The sequence below is a fragment of the Escherichia sp. HH091_1A genome (genome assembly GCF_030295175.1).
In the GTDB taxonomy this organism is placed as follows: Bacteria; Pseudomonadota; Gammaproteobacteria; order Enterobacterales; family Enterobacteriaceae; genus Escherichia; species Escherichia coli_F.
Genome location: NZ_AP025747.1, coordinates 4969287 through 4986443, shown reverse-complemented (window position 1 = coordinate 4986443; position 17157 = coordinate 4969287). Strand labels below are relative to the sequence as shown.

Below are 17157 nucleotides of genomic sequence, written 5' to 3'. Positions count from 1 at the left end.
GATTGTTTTTTATGCAGCTCAATAACATAATCTTCATCACCAAATGATTAATCCGATCTTCGCTGCAACAATTTCGCCATATTAATCGACTCGACCAGCTGTGTCCGGTTGATCCGGGGTGAGTTGAGATCCATCACTTTTTGCCATAATCCGATGGCCTGCGCGTAGTTCGCCTGCATAAACGCATCGGAAGCCAGCAGCATCAGAGCGGTGATTTCGTTAGAGTCCAGCGCGAGGGCTTTGTCGATCATTGCGCGAGTCTGGGCGGTCATATGCTGGCTGGCCTGGTAATACAGCACCGTCGCCAGCGCCGCATACAGTTCAGCGTTATCGCCACGTAGTTGCAACGCCTGACGGTACGCCAGCAGCGAATTGCTGTAATCGTTTTGCCACAGATAATACTCGCCCAGTAACGCCCACTGTTCGCTGTTTTGTGGATTAGCGCGAATTTTATCCTGTAATGCCTGAAGCTGCGCTTCCGGGGTTTGCTGGCTGGCAAACTGATGTAGCGGATCGCGCTGACGCTGATACTCCGCACGTACCGCCTGCCATTTTGGGCTTAACAGATAACTGCCGATACAGAGAAATACCATCAATATCGTGAGTGTTGTCAGCATTTTCACCGGTATTTGAGGCTGTTTCATCGCTTCGCCCTTACCCGCCAGAGGATCAGTATCATCAGCAGTAACAACACCACTGGCAGCGCCCACAACACCAGCGTCTGACCGGTTAACGGTGGGTTATAGCGAACAAAATCTCCGTAGCGTTCGGTCATCCAGCCAATGATTTCGACTTCACTTTTCCCCTCCGCCACCATGCTGTAAACCTGATGGCGCATACTGACTGCCACCGGCGCATTGGATTCCAGTAAGTTCTGATTCTGGCATTGCGGGCAGCGTAACTGGCTGGCAATAGTTAACGCCTGTTCCTGTTGTTGCGGGTTGGCGAATTGCCATGTGTCTACGACCTGAGCGCGCGCAAAACAGGTAAATAACAGCAGTAGCGTGAGAAGACCTTTATTCATCGCGCTTCCTTCCCCGCCATCCGCTTAACAATGCGCCCACAATCATCAACAATCCTCCCCCCCAGATCCAGCGCACACCGCTTTGTACATACAAACGAAAAGCGTAACGATCCGCTCCGGTTTTCTCGCCCATGACCGCATACCAGTCATGGATGCCGTTCCAGCGAATTGCCGGTTCCATCATTTGCTGACGACGTGCTTCGTAAAAACGCCGCTCCGGCGTCAGTTCACCAATGCGTTGCTGATGGTCAAACAGCGCCACTATCGCTTTTTCGCTGGTGTAATTACCTTTGGCTTGCAGATCGAGGCGCTCAAAACGGAAGGCATATCCTGCCAGAGTCACCTGCTGACCCGGCTGTAAATTCAGGCTGATCTCCTGACGGCTGACGCTTGAAACCACGATCCCCGCGGCAAATAACAGCACGCCCGCATGAGCCAGCAGCGCCGGAAGCTGCACGCGTTTGCCAGAGACAAACGTCGCCAGCACAATCACCACCAGCATCAACAGACCAAACGGTAACGTCGCGCGGTTAAAATACGGCGCGCCAACGGAGAGGCGTCCCCAGCCCAGCAGGCCGTAAATCATCGGATAAAGCGTTCCCACCAGCACGATCAGTAGCACTGCGCAAAACAGCAACAGCGTAGCGAGGATTAACATTTCCCGCGATAACCCCGAAAAATGCACCGCCGGGCCACCGTCCCGCGCTCGCCAGCCATACAGAGCCAGAGACACAAGGCTAATCAACGCAAACAGGCTGAACAACGGCACGGCGCGGACGTTATCCAGCGCGAACGCATGAACCGAAACCAGAATGCCAGAACGAACAATTAAGGTGCCCAGCAATGACAGCATCAGAGTAACTATCGCCAGTAACAGCGACCAGTGGCGGAAAATCCCCCGCTGGCGTGTCAGGGACAAACTGTGCAGCAGCGCAGTGGCAGAAAGCCAGGGTAATAAAGAGGCGTTTTCCACCGGATCCCAGAACCACCAGCCGCCCCAGCCCAGTTCGCAATAGGCCCACCAGGAACCTAGGATGATCCCCGCCGTTAATGCGCTCCAGCCAGGTAGTGCCCAACGCCAGCAAATTCGGGCGCTGACACCATCAAACTCGCCGCGCAGTAGACTCGCCAGCGCCACGCTCGCCGCTACCATCAAACCGCCATAGCCAAGATAAAGCAGGGGCGGATGGAAGATAAGGCCAGGATGTTGCAGCATCGGATTGAGATCGCGACCTTCGATTGCTGGCGGAAATATCCGCGCAAACGGATCGGACCACAGCACCACAAACAGCAACAGTGCGGCGAGCATAAGAGATAAAACGGCTAATGTCAGCGGAAATAGCGGATCGGTTTGCTGCCGATAATGCCAGGCAAACAGCGCACTCCACGCGGAAAGGAGTAGCACCCAAAGTAGCAACGAACCTTCATGCCCTCCCCACACTGCCGCCAGTTTGAGTTCCCACGACAGCAGGCTATAGCTATGTTGGGCGACATAAATGACCGAGAAATCGCTGATGAGAAAACAATACGTCAGTACGCCAAAGGCGAGCAGCAGGAGCGCGAACTGCGCCAGAATGCCGATGCAAGTGAGTCGCATCATGGCAGGCCAGCGCAACCGCACTCCCGCAAAGGTTGTCAACGGGGTCAACACGTTGACCCCAAGACTTAACAACAACGCCAGAAAACCGACTTCAGGAAGGAATACGTCCAGAAACCACCTCTTTTCTGGCTTACGCCACCGTTAACTGCCCGGCGTAGAGAATGAAAAAGCGCAGCATCAACACCCCGACCAAGCTGGCCCCACACGCCGCCAGCACGGCAGGAATGCCGGAACTGCGATTCACACACGGTTTGAGCAACATTGGCACAATCAGCCCCAACCCGGCGACACCAAGCCAGAACCACCACGTCCAGAAACCACCGCCCAATGCTGCCACCAGCGCACGCACTTTGCCGTCATCGCCCAGCGCCAGTCCAACAAAAAACGCCACCAGCAGGAAGATTTCGCCCCATACCACAGGGATTTCCATACGGTGAACAAAGTGCGCTTCCGTGGAATGCGGATTACTGCGCTGGCGTATCGCCATAGCGATCAACGCCACCGCCGCACCGGACGAAATGCCGGAGAAGAGGAACAGCACCGGTAAAATCGGATTATTGAGGAACGGATATGATTTCAGCGCAGACAGCAGAAAGCCGGTATAAGCCCCCAGCAACACCGCCAGCACCAGCATCAGCGTTTCCAGTCCGCGGTGAACGGGCGTCAGCAGGCTCAGAACCTTTTGCACAATTCCCAGCTTCGGCAACCAGCGTTGTTGCAGGGCAAGCAAATCATGTTCAAAGATTTTCGCCAGCCACAGCACCAGCACCACCATGTAGAGCTGAAACAGCATCACCCCCATCGACATCACCGAGGTAAAACTGTAATGGAACATCAGCTTCCAGAAGGTCCACGGTCTTGTCAGGTGGAAGACGAGAATCAACAGACCGAGGATCACCGCGCCAGGCCCGACAATCAGCGTGGTTCGCAGCAACGTACTGTCTGCACCACCCGCCTGCGGGTAGAAGCGACGTAACAGCACGGCCAGCGTCACCAGACCGGCAGAAATACCAATCAAAAACAGGTAGATGGCAATCGGCCAGTCCCACACCAGCGATTCAAAATGAAATGCGGAAGTCTGCGTCATTGGCTCACCTCCCCGTATTTAAACGGTACGCGGTACAGCTTCGGTTTGGTTCCCAGCGCCAGCTTGTAGCGGTAAGTGGGCTTCTGGCATAGCAGTTGCGAAATCTCACTGTTGGGATCGTCCAGATTGCCAAACGTCAGCGCCTTCGTCGGGCAAGCCTCAACGCACGCGGGGAGCTTACCGGCCTGCAAATTGGTCTTACGGCAGAAATCGCATTTGTCCGCCGTCTTCGTGACCGGATGGATAAAGCGCACGCGGTACGGACAGGCGGCGATGCAGTACTGACAACCGACGCAGAGATCCGGGTTAACATCGACAATCCCGCTGGCAGCATCGCGAAAAGACGCACCCGTTGGGCAGACGTCAACGCACGGTGCATGGTCGCAGTGCTGGCAAGACTTACGAAAGAAGCGATATTTCACATCAGGAAATTCGCCCTGCGGCTCGCTACGAATAATTGTCAGGCGCGAGACGCCTTCCGGCACCTTATTCACTTCCCGACAAGCATCCATACAGGCAGTACAGCCGATGCATAACGACTCGTCATGCACCATGCCGTAACGCACCCCATTGATATTCAACGTTTTCGCCACCACGCGTCCTGCGGTGCCGCTGACGGCTGCCAGCACGCCGACGCCGGTGAGAAACTGGCGACGAGACCAGGTCATGGCTGCTCCTTAAGCAACGGAACAGACGCCGGGTTAAAGTTCGGATTGGTGCGCTGATCGCTGTGGCAATCGACGCAAATCTTAATCCGTCCTTTGTCACTTAACGTCTGCATCGTATCTTGCTGTGGATGCAGGGAATGGCAGCTGGCGCACGCCACTTTGGTTACGTGGACATCGTGCGGCCAGAACGCTTTTTGCAACTGTTCCGGCAGATGGCAGGACATACAGACGCTGTTCTGCTCTCCAACCTTGTACATCGGCTCGTTAAAGCGCATCACATCTTTCACCCCTTCGCGGTGTTGCGGTGATGGCTGGCCGTGACAGTTGGTGCAGGTGACCGGCAGTTTGTTATTCGGGTTGATAACGGAAGCATGTTTGCCATGCATACCTTCGGTATCTGGTTTATGACAGTCCAGACAGGCGACATCCGGGTTACGCTGCTGGGTAACTTCGTAGCGATCACCAGATGCCTGCGCCGCAGGGGTAGCGGTAATTCCGTTCAGGCTCCACAACAGGCCCGACGCCAGCACCCCGGCAGTTAATAACGAACGTAATACGCTCATATTCACTCCATTGTGTTTTCCGCCCCTTGCGAGGCGGAACGGGGTTATTGGCTTAACAGACCGTTTTTACGTGCCTGCGCTTCCCACTGCGGGATCACCGTTTTGATGAAGTCCTGCTTCTCAGCCTTGATTTGTTCCATGTTCAGGCCAATTGCCTGCTGGGCTTTCTCTTTGGTTGAGATATCCGGGATCGGGATTTCATGGGTGATGCCTTTGGTCGCCAGCAGGCGCGCCAGTTTGGTGCGCGCATCCGCCGCTTTATCCATCGCCGTACCGAGCATCCTCAGACCTTCTTCCGGTGCGTGCATATGAATGCCGTGGGAAGCGATCGCCAAATCCCAACGCCACTGAGCATGACGGATATCGTCCTGAATCGGTTTCATTTCGGCTTCCGTCGCGCCTGCATCCAGCGCCGCTTTCGCTTCGAAGTGAGCGTGAACCAGTTGATCTTCAACCTTGATTTTCAGGTCGTTAATTGACTGCTTACGTTCCGCAACCACTTTTTGCAGGGCAGCTTTGTCCTGGGTATGGCAGTTCGCACAAGTCTGGGCGAAGTTATCAAACGGATTACCAATTTTATGGTCGGTGTAGAGTTTGCCTTCAGCGTTCTGCACTTTTGGCATATGGCAGTCGATACAGGTCACGTTGTTTTTGCCGTGAATGCCCACTGTCCAGGTTTCATATTCCGGGTGCTGCGCTTTCAGCATTGGCGTTTTCGACAGGGAGTTAGTCCAGTCAGAGAAGGCAATTTTGTCGTAATACTGCTCCATATTTTCGACTTTCATGCCGTCATCCCACGGGAATTTAACGGCTTTGTTTTTGCCATCGAAGTAATACTCCACATGGCACTGACCGCAAACCATCGATTGCTGGTCGAAGCGTCCGGCTTTCTCAAAAGGTTTACCAATGGCTTCCATCGCGCGAGCCGCATACGGACGGGAAAGGGTTAACTCCGGTTTGCCTTTGGCGAACTCTGGTGAGGCAGTGTTATGGCAATCGGCACAACCTAAGTTGTTGACGATTTCCGGGCCGCCGCGCGCCCATTTACCGTGGAAGTAGCCATCTTCGCCGTCTTTCTGGATCAGACGCGCCACATCCGGGCTTTTACAACTCCAGCATGCCATCGGTAGCGGACCATCTTCAGCGTTTTTCGGCGCACCGGTACGCAGGGTTTCACGAACATCGGTTACCGCAAAGGCATGTCCGCGCGGCTTGTTGTAATCGCGCGAGAAAGGATACCCCGCCCACAGAATCACCAGTCGTGGATCTTCCGCCAGGGCGTCAACACGCTCTGACTGTTCCGAGGTGGCTTTCCAGGAGAGATATTGATCGGGATGCTGCGGAGCGAAGGTTTCATTCTTCGCTTCCACGGTTACAGGTTTCGTGGGAGCGGCCGTTTGTTCAGCGTGAACAGAAGTGAAAAAGAAAAAAGGAATCAACAAGCTGAAGATACGGCGTGCGTTTATTTTTATCCTTGTCATAGGGGCTTCATCCGAATTGCGCCATTGTTGCAATGGCGGTTTTTATTGTTTTTCACGACAGTAACCGCACCTACACTGTCATGACATTGCTCGCCCCTATGTGTAACAAATAACCACACTGTGAATGTTGTCTTTAATCAATTGTAAGTGCATGTAAAATACCACTTTAGAGTTAGTCAGTATTTTCCTCTTTTTCAATAGCATGCATAACTGCATGTTCCTCAAAGAATTAATCAACTTTTGTTGCTGACCTTCAAAAATTACCCTGCCGTTTATTTGCACAATTCTACTTTTGCGTGATCTGTCGCCCAAATACTAAACAAAACTGCCAATACCCCTACATTTAACGCTTATGCCACATATTATTAACATCCTACAAGGAGAACAAAAGCATGAGTCAAATTCACAAACACACCATTCCTGCCAACATCGCAGACCGTTGCCTGATAAACCCTCAGCAGTACGAGGCGATGTATCAACAATCTATCAACGCACCAGATACCTTCTGGGGCGAACAGGGAAAAATTCTCGACTGGATCAAACCTTACCAGAAGGTGAAAAACACCTCCTTTGCCCCGGGTAATGTGTCCATTAAATGGTACGAGGACGGCACGCTGAATCTGGCGGCGAACTGCCTTGACCGCCATCTGCAAGAAAACGGCGATCGCACCGCCATCATCTGGGAAGGCGACGACGCCAGGCAGAGCAAACATATCAGCTATAAAGAGCTGCATCGCGATGTTTGCCGCTTCGCCAATACCCTGCTCGAGCTGGGCATTAAAAAAGGTGATGTAGTGGCGATTTATATGCCAATGGTGCCGGAAGCTGCGGTCGCAATGCTGGCCTGCGCCCGTATTGGCGCGGTGCATTCGGTGATTTTCGGCGGCTTCTCACCAGAGGCCGTTGCCGGACGCATTATCGATTCCAACTCACGGTTGGTGATCACTTCTGACGAAGGTGTGCGCGCCGGGCGCAGTATTCCGCTGAAGAAAAACGTCGATGACGCGCTGAAAAATCCGAATGTCACTAGCGTTGAGCATGTGGTGGTACTGAAGCGTACTGGCGGAAAAATTGACTGGCAGGAAGGGCGCGATCTGTGGTGGCACGACCTGATTGAGCAAGCGAGCGATCAGCACCAGGCGCAAGAGATGAACGCTGAAGATCCGCTGTTTATTCTCTACACTTCCGGTTCTACCGGGAAGCCGAAAGGCGTGCTGCACACTACCGGCGGTTATCTGGTGTACGCGGCGCTGACTTTTAAATATGTCTTTGATTATCATCCGGGCGATATCTACTGGTGCACCGCCGATGTGGGCTGGGTTACCGGGCACAGTTATTTGCTGTACGGCCCGCTGGCATGCGGCGCGACCACGCTGATGTTTGAAGGCGTACCGAACTGGCCGACGCCTGCCCGTATGGCCCAGGTGGTGGACAAGCATCAGGTCAATATTCTCTATACCGCGCCCACGGCGATCCGCGCGCTGATGGCAGAAGGCGATAAAGCGATCGAAGGCACTGACCGTTCGTCGCTGCGCATTCTCGGTTCCGTAGGCGAGCCAATCAACCCGGAAGCGTGGGAGTGGTACTGGAAGAAGATCGGCAACGAGAAATGTCCGGTAGTCGACACCTGGTGGCAGACCGAAACCGGCGGTTTCATGATCACGCCACTGCCTGGTGCTACCGAGCTAAAAGCAGGTTCTGCAACGCGTCCGTTCTTCGGCGTGCAACCGGCGCTGGTCGATAACGAAGGTAACCCGCTGGAAGGGGCTACCGAAGGCAGCCTGGTGATCACTGACTCCTGGCCGGGTCAGGCGCGCACGCTGTTTGGCGATCACGAACGTTTTGAACAGACCTACTTCTCCACCTTCAAAAATATGTATTTCAGCGGCGACGGCGCGCGTCGCGATGAAGATGGTTATTACTGGATCACCGGGCGTGTGGACGACGTGCTGAACGTCTCGGGTCACCGTCTGGGAACAGCGGAGATTGAGTCGGCGCTGGTGGCGCATCCGAAGATTGCCGAAGCCGCCGTAGTAGGTATTCCGCACAATATTAAAGGTCAGGCGATCTACGCCTACGTCACGCTTAATCACGGGGAGGAACCGTCACCAGAACTGTACGCAGAAGTCCGCAACTGGGTGCGTAAAGAGATTGGCCCGCTGGCAACGCCAGACGTGCTGCACTGGACCGACTCCCTGCCAAAAACCCGCTCCGGCAAAATTATGCGCCGTATTCTGCGCAAAATTGCGGCGGGCGATACCAGCAACCTGGGCGATACCTCGACGCTTGCCGATCCTGGCGTTGTCGAGAAGCTGCTTGAAGAGAAGCAGGCTATCGCGATGCCCTCGTAACTCTCAATTGCCGGATGCGATCCGGGCAACAAGTCGGAAACGATTTGTAGGCCTGATAAGACGCGACAGCGTCGCATCAGGCATTGATTGCCGGATGCGGCGTATAACGCCTTATCCGGCCTACATAAGGCAAGGGTTACCTGGGCGTTAACCCGCTCCCATAAGGGCGCGGGAATTAAAACAATCCCTACATTACCTCTGGAGAATCTGTGATGAATGGCACTATTTATCAGCGGATAGAAGACAATGCGCATTTCAGGGAGTTAGTCGAAAAACGGCAACGGTTTGCCACCATCCTGTCGATTATTATGCTGGCAGTTTATATCGGCTTTATTTTACTGATCGCCTTCGCGCCCGGCTGGCTGGGCACTCCGCTGAATCCGAACACCAGCGTCACACGCGGTATTCCGATTGGTGTTGGAGTAATTGTGATCTCCTTTGTTCTCACTGGTATCTACATCTGGCGGGCGAACGGCGAATTCGACCGTCTTAATAATGAAGTCCTGCATGAGGTACAAGCATCATGAAAAGAGTTCTGACGGCGCTTGCCGCCACACTCCCTTTCGCAGCTAACGCCGCGGATGCTATTAGCGGGGCCGTAGAGCGCCAGCCAACGAACTGGCAGGCGATTATTATGTTCCTGATTTTCGTCGTGTTTACGCTCGGCATTACCTACTGGGCGTCAAAACGCGTACGTTCGCGTAATGACTACTACACCGCAGGCGGCAATATCACCGGTTTTCAGAACGGGCTGGCGATTGCCGGGGACTATATGTCCGCTGCCTCATTCTTGGGGATCTCCGCGCTGGTGTTTACCTCCGGCTATGACGGCTTAATTTACTCGCTGGGCTTCCTGGTGGGCTGGCCGATCATTCTGTTCCTGATTGCCGAACGTCTGCGTAACCTCGGTCGCTACACCTTTGCCGATGTAGCCTCGTACCGCCTGAAACAGGGGCCTATCCGTATTCTTTCGGCCTGTGGTTCTCTGGTGGTGGTGGCGCTTTACCTTATCGCTCAGATGGTAGGCGCAGGTAAACTCATCGAACTGCTGTTTGGCCTTAACTATCACATTGCGGTAGTGCTGGTCGGCGTGCTGATGATGATGTACGTCCTGTTCGGCGGTATGCTGGCGACCACCTGGGTACAGATTATCAAAGCTGTGCTGTTACTGTTTGGTGCCAGCTTTATGGCCTTTATGGTGATGAAACACGTCGGCTTTAGCTTCAACAATCTGTTCAGCGAAGCGATGGCGGTACACCCGAAAGGTGTCGATATCATGAAGCCGGGCGGATTGGTGAAAGATCCTATCTCCGCGCTGTCGCTGGGTCTGGGGCTGATGTTTGGTACGGCTGGCTTACCGCACATTCTGATGCGTTTCTTTACGGTCAGCGATGCCCGAGAAGCGCGTAAGAGCGTGTTCTACGCCACCGGATTTATGGGCTACTTCTATATCCTGACCTTTATTATCGGCTTTGGTGCGATCATGCTGGTCGGTGCGAATCCGGAATATAAAGACGCGGCGGGCCATCTGATTGGTGGTAACAACATGGCGGCAGTTCACCTGGCCAATGCTGTGGGCGGCAACCTGTTCCTCGGCTTTATTTCAGCGGTTGCTTTCGCCACCATTCTTGCGGTGGTTGCGGGACTGACGCTGGCGGGTGCTTCTGCGGTTTCGCATGACCTGTACGCTAACGTCTTCAAAAAAGGTGCGACCGAACGTGAAGAGCTACGGGTATCGAAAATCACCGTGCTGATCCTCGGCGTGATTGCCATTATCCTCGGCGTGCTGTTTGAGAATCAGAACATCGCATTTATGGTGGGCCTGGCGTTTGCCATCGCGGCGAGCTGTAACTTCCCGATCATTCTGCTTTCCATGTACTGGTCGAAACTGACCACCCGTGGCGCGATGATGGGAGGCTGGCTGGGGCTGATTACCGCAGTGGTACTGATGATTCTCGGCCCTACCATTTGGGTACAGATCCTCGGTCACGAAAAAGCCATCTTCCCGTACGAATACCCGGCGCTGTTCTCTATCAGTGTGGCATTCCTCGGCATATGGTTCTTCTCGGCAACCGATAACTCAGCGGAAGGTGCGCGCGAGCGTGAACTGTTCCGTGCGCAGTTTATCCGTTCCCAGACCGGCTTTGGCGTTGAGCAAGGCCGCGCGCATTAATCTCTCCCCTTCCCCGGTCGTCTGACCGGGGAATACTCTTCCTCTCCAATATGCATCATCTTTTCCCATAATATTAAACAAATAAACTCATTAAAAAAATGAGCGATTTTTGACAGTCGTAGAAAATGATAATGCAGAGAATATGCCTTTTCTTTCTTGTTAATTATAAGGATATTTTATGCGCTATAATGGTTTAAATAATATGTTTTTCCCTCTTTGCCTGATTAACGATAACCACCCTGTCACAAGTCCATCACATACAAAGGAAACAAAATCAGATAATTATAGCAAACATCATAAAGACACGTTAATTGACAATAAAGCCCTCTCTCTTTTCAAAATGGATGATCATGAAAAAGTGATAGGCTTGATTCAGAAAATGAAAAGAACTTATGATACTTTACCATCAGGAAAAATCACTAAAGAAACTGACAGGAAAATTCATAAATATTTTATAGATATAGCTTTATATGCAAGTAATAAATATGACGATAGAATTACGAGAAGAGTTTACCTTAATAAAGATAAGGAAGTGTCAATTAAGGTAGTGTATTTTATAAATAATGTCACTGTCCATAATAATACTATCGAAATCCCACAGACAGTAAATGGTGGTTACGATTTTTCACACCTTAGCCTGAAAGGTATCAGGATTAAAGATGAAGATTTATCCAATTCGGATTTTGCAGGTTGCAGACTACAAAATGCTATTTTCCAGGGCTGTAATATGTATCAAACGAATTTTAATTTTGCCATAATGGAAAAAATAATTTTTGATAATTGTATTCTCGATGACTCAAATTTCGCTCAGATAAAAATGACTGACGGAACTCTAAATGCATGCTCCGCTATGCATGTTGAATTCTTCAATGCAACAATGATTAGAGCTAAAATTAAAAATACCTTCCTTGACTATTCAAATTTTTATATGGCGTACATGGCTGAGGTGAATCTTTATAAAGTAATAGCGCCATATGTTAATTTATTTAGAGCCGACCTTAGTTTCTCTAAACTCGATTTAATTAACTTTGAACATGCTAATCTTTCTCGCGTCAACCTGAACAAAGCAACCCTCCAGAATATAAACTTAATTAATAGCAAACTCTTTTTTACGCGGCTGACAAATACGTTCCTCGAAATGGTTATATGTACCGATTCTAATATGGCTAATGCTAATTTTAATAATGCCAATTTAAGCAATTGCCATTTCAACTGTTCTATTTTAACAAAAGCCTGGATGTTTAATACCCGTTTCTATCGGGTTAATTTCGATGAGGCTATCGTCCAGGGAATGGGCATATCCATTCTCCGTGGGGAGGATAATATTCCCATTAATAGTGATATCCTGATAACACTACAGCAACTCTTTGAAGAGGATTGTGCCACTCATACTGGCATGTCACAAACTGAGCATAATATTCAGGAAGTGTCTATGAATACCACTGAAGATACTATGCAATACGCAGATTGAGATTAAGCCGAAGAATAGCCAATGAATTGACTTTAAAAGAGAGATACTCACGGACTTCTGACTTATTTATTTTAGAATCATGAATGTTAGCCCGAGGTAATCTGAAAAAGGTGCAAAAGATTGCACCTTTTTCAGATTACCTCGGGCTTGGTTACGTCGCTTTCGGCTTACTGATTTTCCTCAATCAACAACGCTTCAAGCAAATCGAGATCGTGCAATAATTTTTGCAGCGTTTCATTGCTGATCTCCCGCGTGGCGCGCAGGTGGTACAGTTCAGCACGTTCAGAACGCAATGCCGCCAGACGGAAGCGACGCTCAAGGTTCTCTTCCTGCACGGAACTTTCAACGTCGTTACGTCCATCGGCGCGACGACGCAGGTTACCAATGACGCGAGAACTGACCTCCGTGAGCAGCTGGTTATCGATATTCTCTTCGGTATCCGCCGCCAGACGCTCCTCCATTTTCTGGATTGCCACAATCGCCACTTCTGCCGTTGCCGCTCGCGCAATACGCTCCTCTTTCAACTGCTGCGAATGGTCTGCGACTTCAATGTGTTGCAGCAAAATGGGCAACATCACCACGCCGACAAACAGCGAGAAGAGAATGACGCCAGCCGCCAGGAACACCAACTCATAGCGCGCCGGGAAGACGTTGCCATCCGGCAAGAGCAGCGGGATAGAGAGCACACCGGCTAGTGTGATCGCCCCACGCACCCCGGCAAAAGACGCAATCAGGATTTCTCGTGTGGTCCACGAACCAAACTCCATCGGCTTCTTCTTCAGAAAACGGTTGCTGAACTTTTTCATCGTCCACAGCCAGCCAAAACGGACCAGCATCAGCGCCGCATAAATCAGAATGATATCGGTAAACAGCATCCAGATTTCGACGTTAGGGTCGATTTCTGCCGCCATCAGCGACGTCTCCAGAATACCCGGCAACTGCAGACCTAACAGCAGGAATACCATGCCGTTGAAGACAAATTCCAGCATCGCCCAGGTGCTGTTTGCGCGCAGGCGCATCGCCAGCGGCGCACGGCGCATTACACCGGAGCGGGTGATGGTCATCCCGGCGGCAACCGCAGCAAGAATACCGGAAACGCCAATATGTTCGGCAATCAGATAAGAAGCGAATGGCAGCAGGAACAGCAGTACAATCTGCGTCGCGGGTTCATCACCGCCCCAGCGGCTGAGGAATCGCAGCGAACGACCATACAGCCAGCTCACCACAAAACCGGCGAGAATACCGCCTATTGCCACTTTCATAAATTCCACCGTTGCACCGCCGACGGTGAAGATCATCGTCCCCATCGCCACTGCCACAGCAAACTTTAATGACACCAGGCCGGAGGCGTCATTCATCAACGCTTCGCCCTGCAAAATACCCATGATTTTTTTCGGGATGCGCCCTTCGCCAACAATACCGGAAAGCGCCACAGCATCGGTCGGAGAAAGCACCGCCGCCAGCGCAAAGGCGGGAATCAGCGGAATGCCCGGCACCACCCAGTAAATAAGGAAGCCAATGCCAACCACGGTGACCACCACCAGCGCCAGCGCGAGGCCGAAAATCTCCCGACCATGTTCGAGAAATTCACGGGTCGGCGTTTTCCAGCCATCTGCGAACAGCAACGGCGGGATAAACAAGACTAAAAAGAGTTCAGGATCAAACTCCACATGCAAACCAAACGTCGGCCACGCCAGTAGCGCACCGATGGCGATTTGCATAAGCGGAAGCGGGATCTGAAAGGGCATGACACGAGTGACCACCCCGGACAGCGAGACCACGAGGGTCATTATCAGTATGGTGAAGAAGATTTCCATGCGTTCCCTGTTTGCGATGTTTTTTTATGATCTGAGAAAGGCGTTATGCCTGAATTCTCATTTTTTCAGAATATCGCAAAAGCTCACACAATGTGCGGAGAAAATAAAAACGGGCAGCCATTGCCACCCGTTTTCAGAATCTTATTAAAGCTTAGATAGCCCAGCCGCCCGCATAGAAGGTCACCAGCGCCACGGCGATAACGACCGTACCGATGTTCAACTTGCGCCATTCGCCGGAAACCAGACGACCAATCACCAGAGTCGCGAAGCCGATCATGATGCCTGTTACGATGTTACAGGTCAGCACGATGAATACCGCCGTAACCAGACCCGCCATCGCATCAACAAAATCAGCAAAGTCGATTTTCGCCACGTTGCTCAGCATCAGCAGGCCCACGTACATCAGCGCCGGAGCCGTTGCGTACCCAGGAACGAGGTAAGAGAGTGGAGAGAGGAACAGAATCAGCAGGAACAACACGCCAACGGTGATAGCCGTCAGACCGGTTTTTCCGCCCGCCGCTGTACCCGCCGCAGACTCGATGTATACCGCTGCCGGTGCTGCACCCACAAGGCCAGAGAAAACACTGCTCATGGAGTCGGTGGTCAGTGCTTTCCCGCCGTCGATAATTTGCCCGTCTTTATCCAGCAGGTTTGCCTGGCCCGCGACGGCACGGATAGTTCCGGTGGCATCAAATACTGCCGTCATCACCAGTGCCAGCACGCTCGGCAGAACCACAGGGTTCAGCGCGCCCATAATGTCCAGGCTGCCAATCAGTGAATTGCCGTTTTCATCGCTCAATGAAGGCATGGCGAAAACGCCAGAGAAGTGGACGTTAGGATCGAAGATCAAACCGACAATTGAGATACCGATAATGGTCAGCAGAATGCCACCGGGGACTTTCAGTTTTTCCAGGCCGATGATCACAGCCAAACCTACCAGTGACATAATCACCGGGAAGGTCGCGAAATCACCCAGCGCAACAGGCAGACCATCAAGCGGGTTTTTAATCACCAGACCGACACCATTAGCGGCAATGAGCAGCAGGAAAAGACCGATACCGATCCCCGTGCCGTGCGCCACACCGTGCGGCAAGTTGCGCAAAATCCAGCTACGAATACCCGTGGCAGAAATTATCGTAAACAGCACACCCATCAGGAACACGGCACCCAGCGCGACAGGTACGCTAATATGTTGCCCCAGCACCAGACTGAATGCGGTAAACGCCGTCAGGGAGATAGCGCAACCAATTGCCAGCGGCAGATTAGCCCACAGCCCCATCACGATAGAACCGAGTCCAGCAACCAGACAGGTTGCAACGAAAACTGCCGCTGGCGGAAAGCCCGCTTTACCCAACATGCCTGGAACGACGATAACCGAGTAGACCATCGCCAGAAACGTTGTTAACCCGGCAACCACTTCCTGACGGACAGAGCTTCCACGTTGTGAAATTTTAAACCAGGCGTCGAGTGAACCGCCGGTACGCGCTGATGGCGTAGACATAAGAAAACATCCCCTGAGAGTTTAATTTTCGTCAAGATGCGTGGCGGACAATCCCCTGCCAGCGAAACGTTATCTTCCTGCTCCAGGTTTGCGACAAATTGGTGCGTCGCAAAAAAGCAAACGTTTAGCTCCGCGCATACAAAACGGGTGGTAAAAAAAGCAAACGATTATCCGGCGATCATAGCGGCTTTTTCAACCGAAGTTTGCTGCTTTTTTCTCTTTTATGGTCTTGACGATGAAAAACCAGGCAATTGATGCGCAAACGTTATCGTCGATGCGCAAGATTGCAGCGTTATCGAGCCGTATACCGTTCACGATTGCGATAAAAAATCGTCTGAGATGACAAAAATATTGCGGCTAAAAAGTATACTTTTACACTGGCGAAGAAACGCCGGTGACATACAATTAAAGCATCAACACCAACCGGAACCTCCACCACGTGCTCGAATGAGGTGTGTTGACGTCGGGGGAAACCCTCCTGTATACCAGCGGGATAGAGAGAAAGACAAAGACCGGAAAACAAACTAAAGCGCCCTTGTGGCGCTTTAGTTTTGTTCATCTTCCAGCAAGCGTGCGCCTGTGCCTTCTTCTCCTAAGCGGTCGCCCGGGTTACGCAATGGGCAATCACTGCGCGAAAGGCAGCCACAACCAATACATCCGTCCAGTTCGTCACGCAGCGCCACTAAGGTATGAATGCGCCGATCCAACTCTTCTCGCCATTGGGACGAAAGCTGTTTCCACTCTTTCGCACTTAATGTATGCCCTTCGGGCAACACGCCAAACGCTTCACGAATGGTCGCCAGCGGAATGCCAATACGCTGAGCAATTTTGATGATTGCGACATATCGCAACACATCACGTTTATATCGCCGCTGATTGCCACTATTACGAATACTGCTAATCAACCCTTTGCTTTCATAGAAATGCAGCGCCGATACCGCCACACCGCTGCGTTTTGCCACTTCGCCGGGGGTTAGCAGCGCTTTAATGCGGGGTAATTTCTTTTCCATAAATCGCTTTACCTCAAGTTAACTTGAGGAATTATACTCCCCAACAGATGAATTAACGAACTGAACACTGAAAAGAGGCAGATTTATGTCCCATCAGAAAATTATTCAGGATCTTATCGCATGGATTGACGAGCATATTGACCAGCCGCTTAACATTGATGTCATCGCAAAAAAATCAGGCTATTCAAAGTGGTACTTACAGCGGATGTTCCGCACGGTGACGCATCAGACACTTGGTGATTACATTCGCCAACGCCGCCTGTTACTGGCCGCCGTTGAGTTGCGCACCACCGAGCGTCCGATTTTTGATATCGCAATGGACCTTGGTTATGTCTCGCAGCAGACTTTTTCCCGCGTTTTCCGTCGGCAGTTTGATCGCACTCCCAGCGATTATCGCCACCGCCTGTAGTT

Annotated in this window: 15 protein-coding genes; 5 read left to right on the top strand and 10 right to left on the bottom strand. The window is 51.8% G+C overall.

Annotated elements, in window-relative coordinates:
* Positions 1-47: 47 nt before the first annotated feature.
* Genes nrfG through nrfA form a run of 7 tightly spaced genes read right to left on the bottom strand, consistent with a single transcriptional unit; the run spans position 48 to position 6423 of the window.
* Complete coding sequence (gene nrfG, locus QUF14_RS24665) at positions 48-644, bottom strand: heme lyase NrfEFG subunit NrfG (protein ID WP_000812976.1); 597 nt, start codon at positions 642-644, stop codon at positions 48-50.
* Positions 641-1024: a heme lyase NrfEFG subunit NrfF gene (gene nrfF, locus QUF14_RS24660; protein WP_001032540.1), complete on the bottom strand. Its 384-nt coding sequence runs from the start codon at positions 1022-1024 to the stop codon at positions 641-643. The genes nrfG and nrfF overlap by 4 nt, the downstream gene beginning before the upstream one ends.
* Positions 1017-2735 carry a heme lyase CcmF/NrfE family subunit gene (locus QUF14_RS24655; protein WP_071988145.1) on the bottom strand — a complete coding sequence of 573 codons (1719 nt, stop codon included), beginning with the start codon at positions 2733-2735 and terminating at the stop codon, positions 1017-1019. The genes nrfF and QUF14_RS24655 overlap by 8 nt, the downstream gene beginning before the upstream one ends.
* 19 nt (positions 2736-2754) lie before the next feature.
* On the bottom strand, positions 2755-3711 hold the full coding sequence (gene nrfD / locus QUF14_RS24650) for a cytochrome c nitrite reductase subunit NrfD (protein WP_000195166.1): 957 nt from the start codon (positions 3709-3711) through the stop codon (positions 2755-2757).
* Positions 3708-4379: a cytochrome c nitrite reductase Fe-S protein gene (nrfC, locus tag QUF14_RS24645; RefSeq protein ID WP_000220277.1), complete on the bottom strand. Its 672-nt coding sequence runs from the start codon at positions 4377-4379 to the stop codon at positions 3708-3710. Before nrfC ends, nrfD begins: the two co-directional genes overlap by 4 nt.
* Complete coding sequence (nrfB, locus tag QUF14_RS24640) at positions 4376-4942, bottom strand: cytochrome c nitrite reductase pentaheme subunit (RefSeq protein ID WP_024212047.1); 567 nt, start codon at positions 4940-4942, stop codon at positions 4376-4378. The genes nrfC and nrfB overlap by 4 nt, the downstream gene beginning before the upstream one ends.
* Before the next feature lie 44 nt (positions 4943-4986).
* Positions 4987-6423: an ammonia-forming nitrite reductase cytochrome c552 subunit gene (gene nrfA, locus QUF14_RS24635; protein WP_024212046.1), complete on the bottom strand. Its 1437-nt coding sequence runs from the start codon at positions 6421-6423 to the stop codon at positions 4987-4989.
* Between the two features lie 392 nt (positions 6424-6815).
* Here nrfA and acs point away from each other — a divergent pair, with 392 nt between their 5' ends.
* The 4 genes from acs (at position 6816) to QUF14_RS24615 (ending at position 12418) form a co-directional block, all read left to right on the top strand.
* Positions 6816-8774, top strand: coding sequence for an acetate--CoA ligase (acs, locus tag QUF14_RS24630; protein WP_000078197.1), 1959 nt, complete (start codon positions 6816-6818; stop codon positions 8772-8774).
* Between the two features lie 212 nt (positions 8775-8986).
* Positions 8987-9301 (top strand): DUF485 domain-containing protein, encoded by a 315-nt coding sequence (locus QUF14_RS24625; RefSeq protein WP_001014565.1) that lies wholly within the window; start codon positions 8987-8989, stop codon positions 9299-9301.
* Positions 9298-10947 carry a cation/acetate symporter ActP gene (actP, locus tag QUF14_RS24620; RefSeq protein WP_000832550.1) on the top strand — a complete coding sequence of 550 codons (1650 nt, stop codon included), beginning with the start codon at positions 9298-9300 and terminating at the stop codon, positions 10945-10947. The genes QUF14_RS24625 and actP overlap by 4 nt, the downstream gene beginning before the upstream one ends.
* A 178-nt stretch (positions 10948-11125) precedes the next feature.
* Entirely contained in the window at positions 11126-12418 is a 1293-nt protein-coding gene (locus QUF14_RS24615; RefSeq protein ID WP_001270077.1) for a pentapeptide repeat-containing protein, read from the top strand.
* A 167-nt stretch (positions 12419-12585) separates the two neighbouring features.
* Here the strand turns inward: QUF14_RS24615 and QUF14_RS24610 are convergent, their stop codons facing one another.
* The 3 genes from QUF14_RS24610 to soxR all read right to left on the bottom strand — a co-directional run bounded on the left by QUF14_RS24610 (position 12586) and on the right by soxR (position 16746).
* The gene (locus QUF14_RS24610; RefSeq protein WP_000402207.1) at positions 12586-14235 is read right to left on the bottom strand and encodes a Na+/H+ antiporter; all 1650 of its coding nucleotides are present in this window, start codon (positions 14233-14235) and stop codon (positions 12586-12588) included.
* Positions 14236-14386: 151 nt separating this feature from the next.
* Positions 14387-15736, bottom strand: a complete 1350-nt coding sequence (gene ghxP, locus QUF14_RS24605; protein WP_000106863.1) for a guanine/hypoxanthine transporter GhxP — start codon at positions 15734-15736, stop codon at positions 14387-14389.
* A 545-nt stretch (positions 15737-16281) separates the two neighbouring features.
* Entirely contained in the window at positions 16282-16746 is a 465-nt protein-coding gene (gene soxR / locus QUF14_RS24600) for a redox-sensitive transcriptional activator SoxR (protein ID WP_000412424.1), read from the bottom strand.
* Between the two features lie 85 nt (positions 16747-16831).
* Here soxR and soxS point away from each other — a divergent pair, with 85 nt between their 5' ends.
* Complete coding sequence (gene soxS / locus QUF14_RS24595; protein WP_000019353.1) at positions 16832-17155, top strand: superoxide response transcriptional regulator SoxS; 324 nt, start codon at positions 16832-16834, stop codon at positions 17153-17155.
* Positions 17156-17157 lie beyond the last annotated feature (2 nt).

What these genes read in the sequence shown, in the direction of transcription:
- nrfG (WP_000812976.1), bottom strand. Translation starts at nt 644, where the DNA reads ATGAAACAGCCTCAAATACCGGTGAAAATGCTGACAACACTCACGATA.
- nrfF (WP_001032540.1), bottom strand. Translation starts at nt 1,024, where the DNA reads ATGAATAAAGGTCTTCTCACGCTACTGCTGTTATTTACCTGTTTTGCG.
- nrfD (WP_000195166.1), bottom strand. Translation starts at nt 3,711, where the DNA reads ATGACGCAGACTTCCGCATTTCATTTTGAATCGCTGGTGTGGGACTGG.
- nrfC (WP_000220277.1), bottom strand. Translation starts at nt 4,379, where the DNA reads ATGACCTGGTCTCGTCGCCAGTTTCTCACCGGCGTCGGCGTGCTGGCA.
- nrfB (WP_024212047.1), bottom strand. Translation starts at nt 4,942, where the DNA reads ATGAGCGTATTACGTTCGTTATTAACTGCCGGGGTGCTGGCGTCGGGC.
- nrfA (WP_024212046.1), bottom strand. Translation starts at nt 6,423, where the DNA reads ATGACAAGGATAAAAATAAACGCACGCCGTATCTTCAGCTTGTTGATT.
- acs (WP_000078197.1), top strand. Translation starts at nt 6,816, where the DNA reads ATGAGTCAAATTCACAAACACACCATTCCTGCCAACATCGCAGACCGT.
- QUF14_RS24625 (WP_001014565.1), top strand. Translation starts at nt 8,987, where the DNA reads ATGAATGGCACTATTTATCAGCGGATAGAAGACAATGCGCATTTCAGG.
- actP (WP_000832550.1), top strand. Translation starts at nt 9,298, where the DNA reads ATGAAAAGAGTTCTGACGGCGCTTGCCGCCACACTCCCTTTCGCAGCT.
- QUF14_RS24615 (WP_001270077.1), top strand. Translation starts at nt 11,126, where the DNA reads ATGCGCTATAATGGTTTAAATAATATGTTTTTCCCTCTTTGCCTGATT.
- QUF14_RS24610 (WP_000402207.1), bottom strand. Translation starts at nt 14,235, where the DNA reads ATGGAAATCTTCTTCACCATACTGATAATGACCCTCGTGGTCTCGCTG.
- ghxP (WP_000106863.1), bottom strand. Translation starts at nt 15,736, where the DNA reads ATGTCTACGCCATCAGCGCGTACCGGCGGTTCACTCGACGCCTGGTTT.
- soxR (WP_000412424.1), bottom strand. Translation starts at nt 16,746, where the DNA reads ATGGAAAAGAAATTACCCCGCATTAAAGCGCTGCTAACCCCCGGCGAA.
- soxS (WP_000019353.1), top strand. Translation starts at nt 16,832, where the DNA reads ATGTCCCATCAGAAAATTATTCAGGATCTTATCGCATGGATTGACGAG.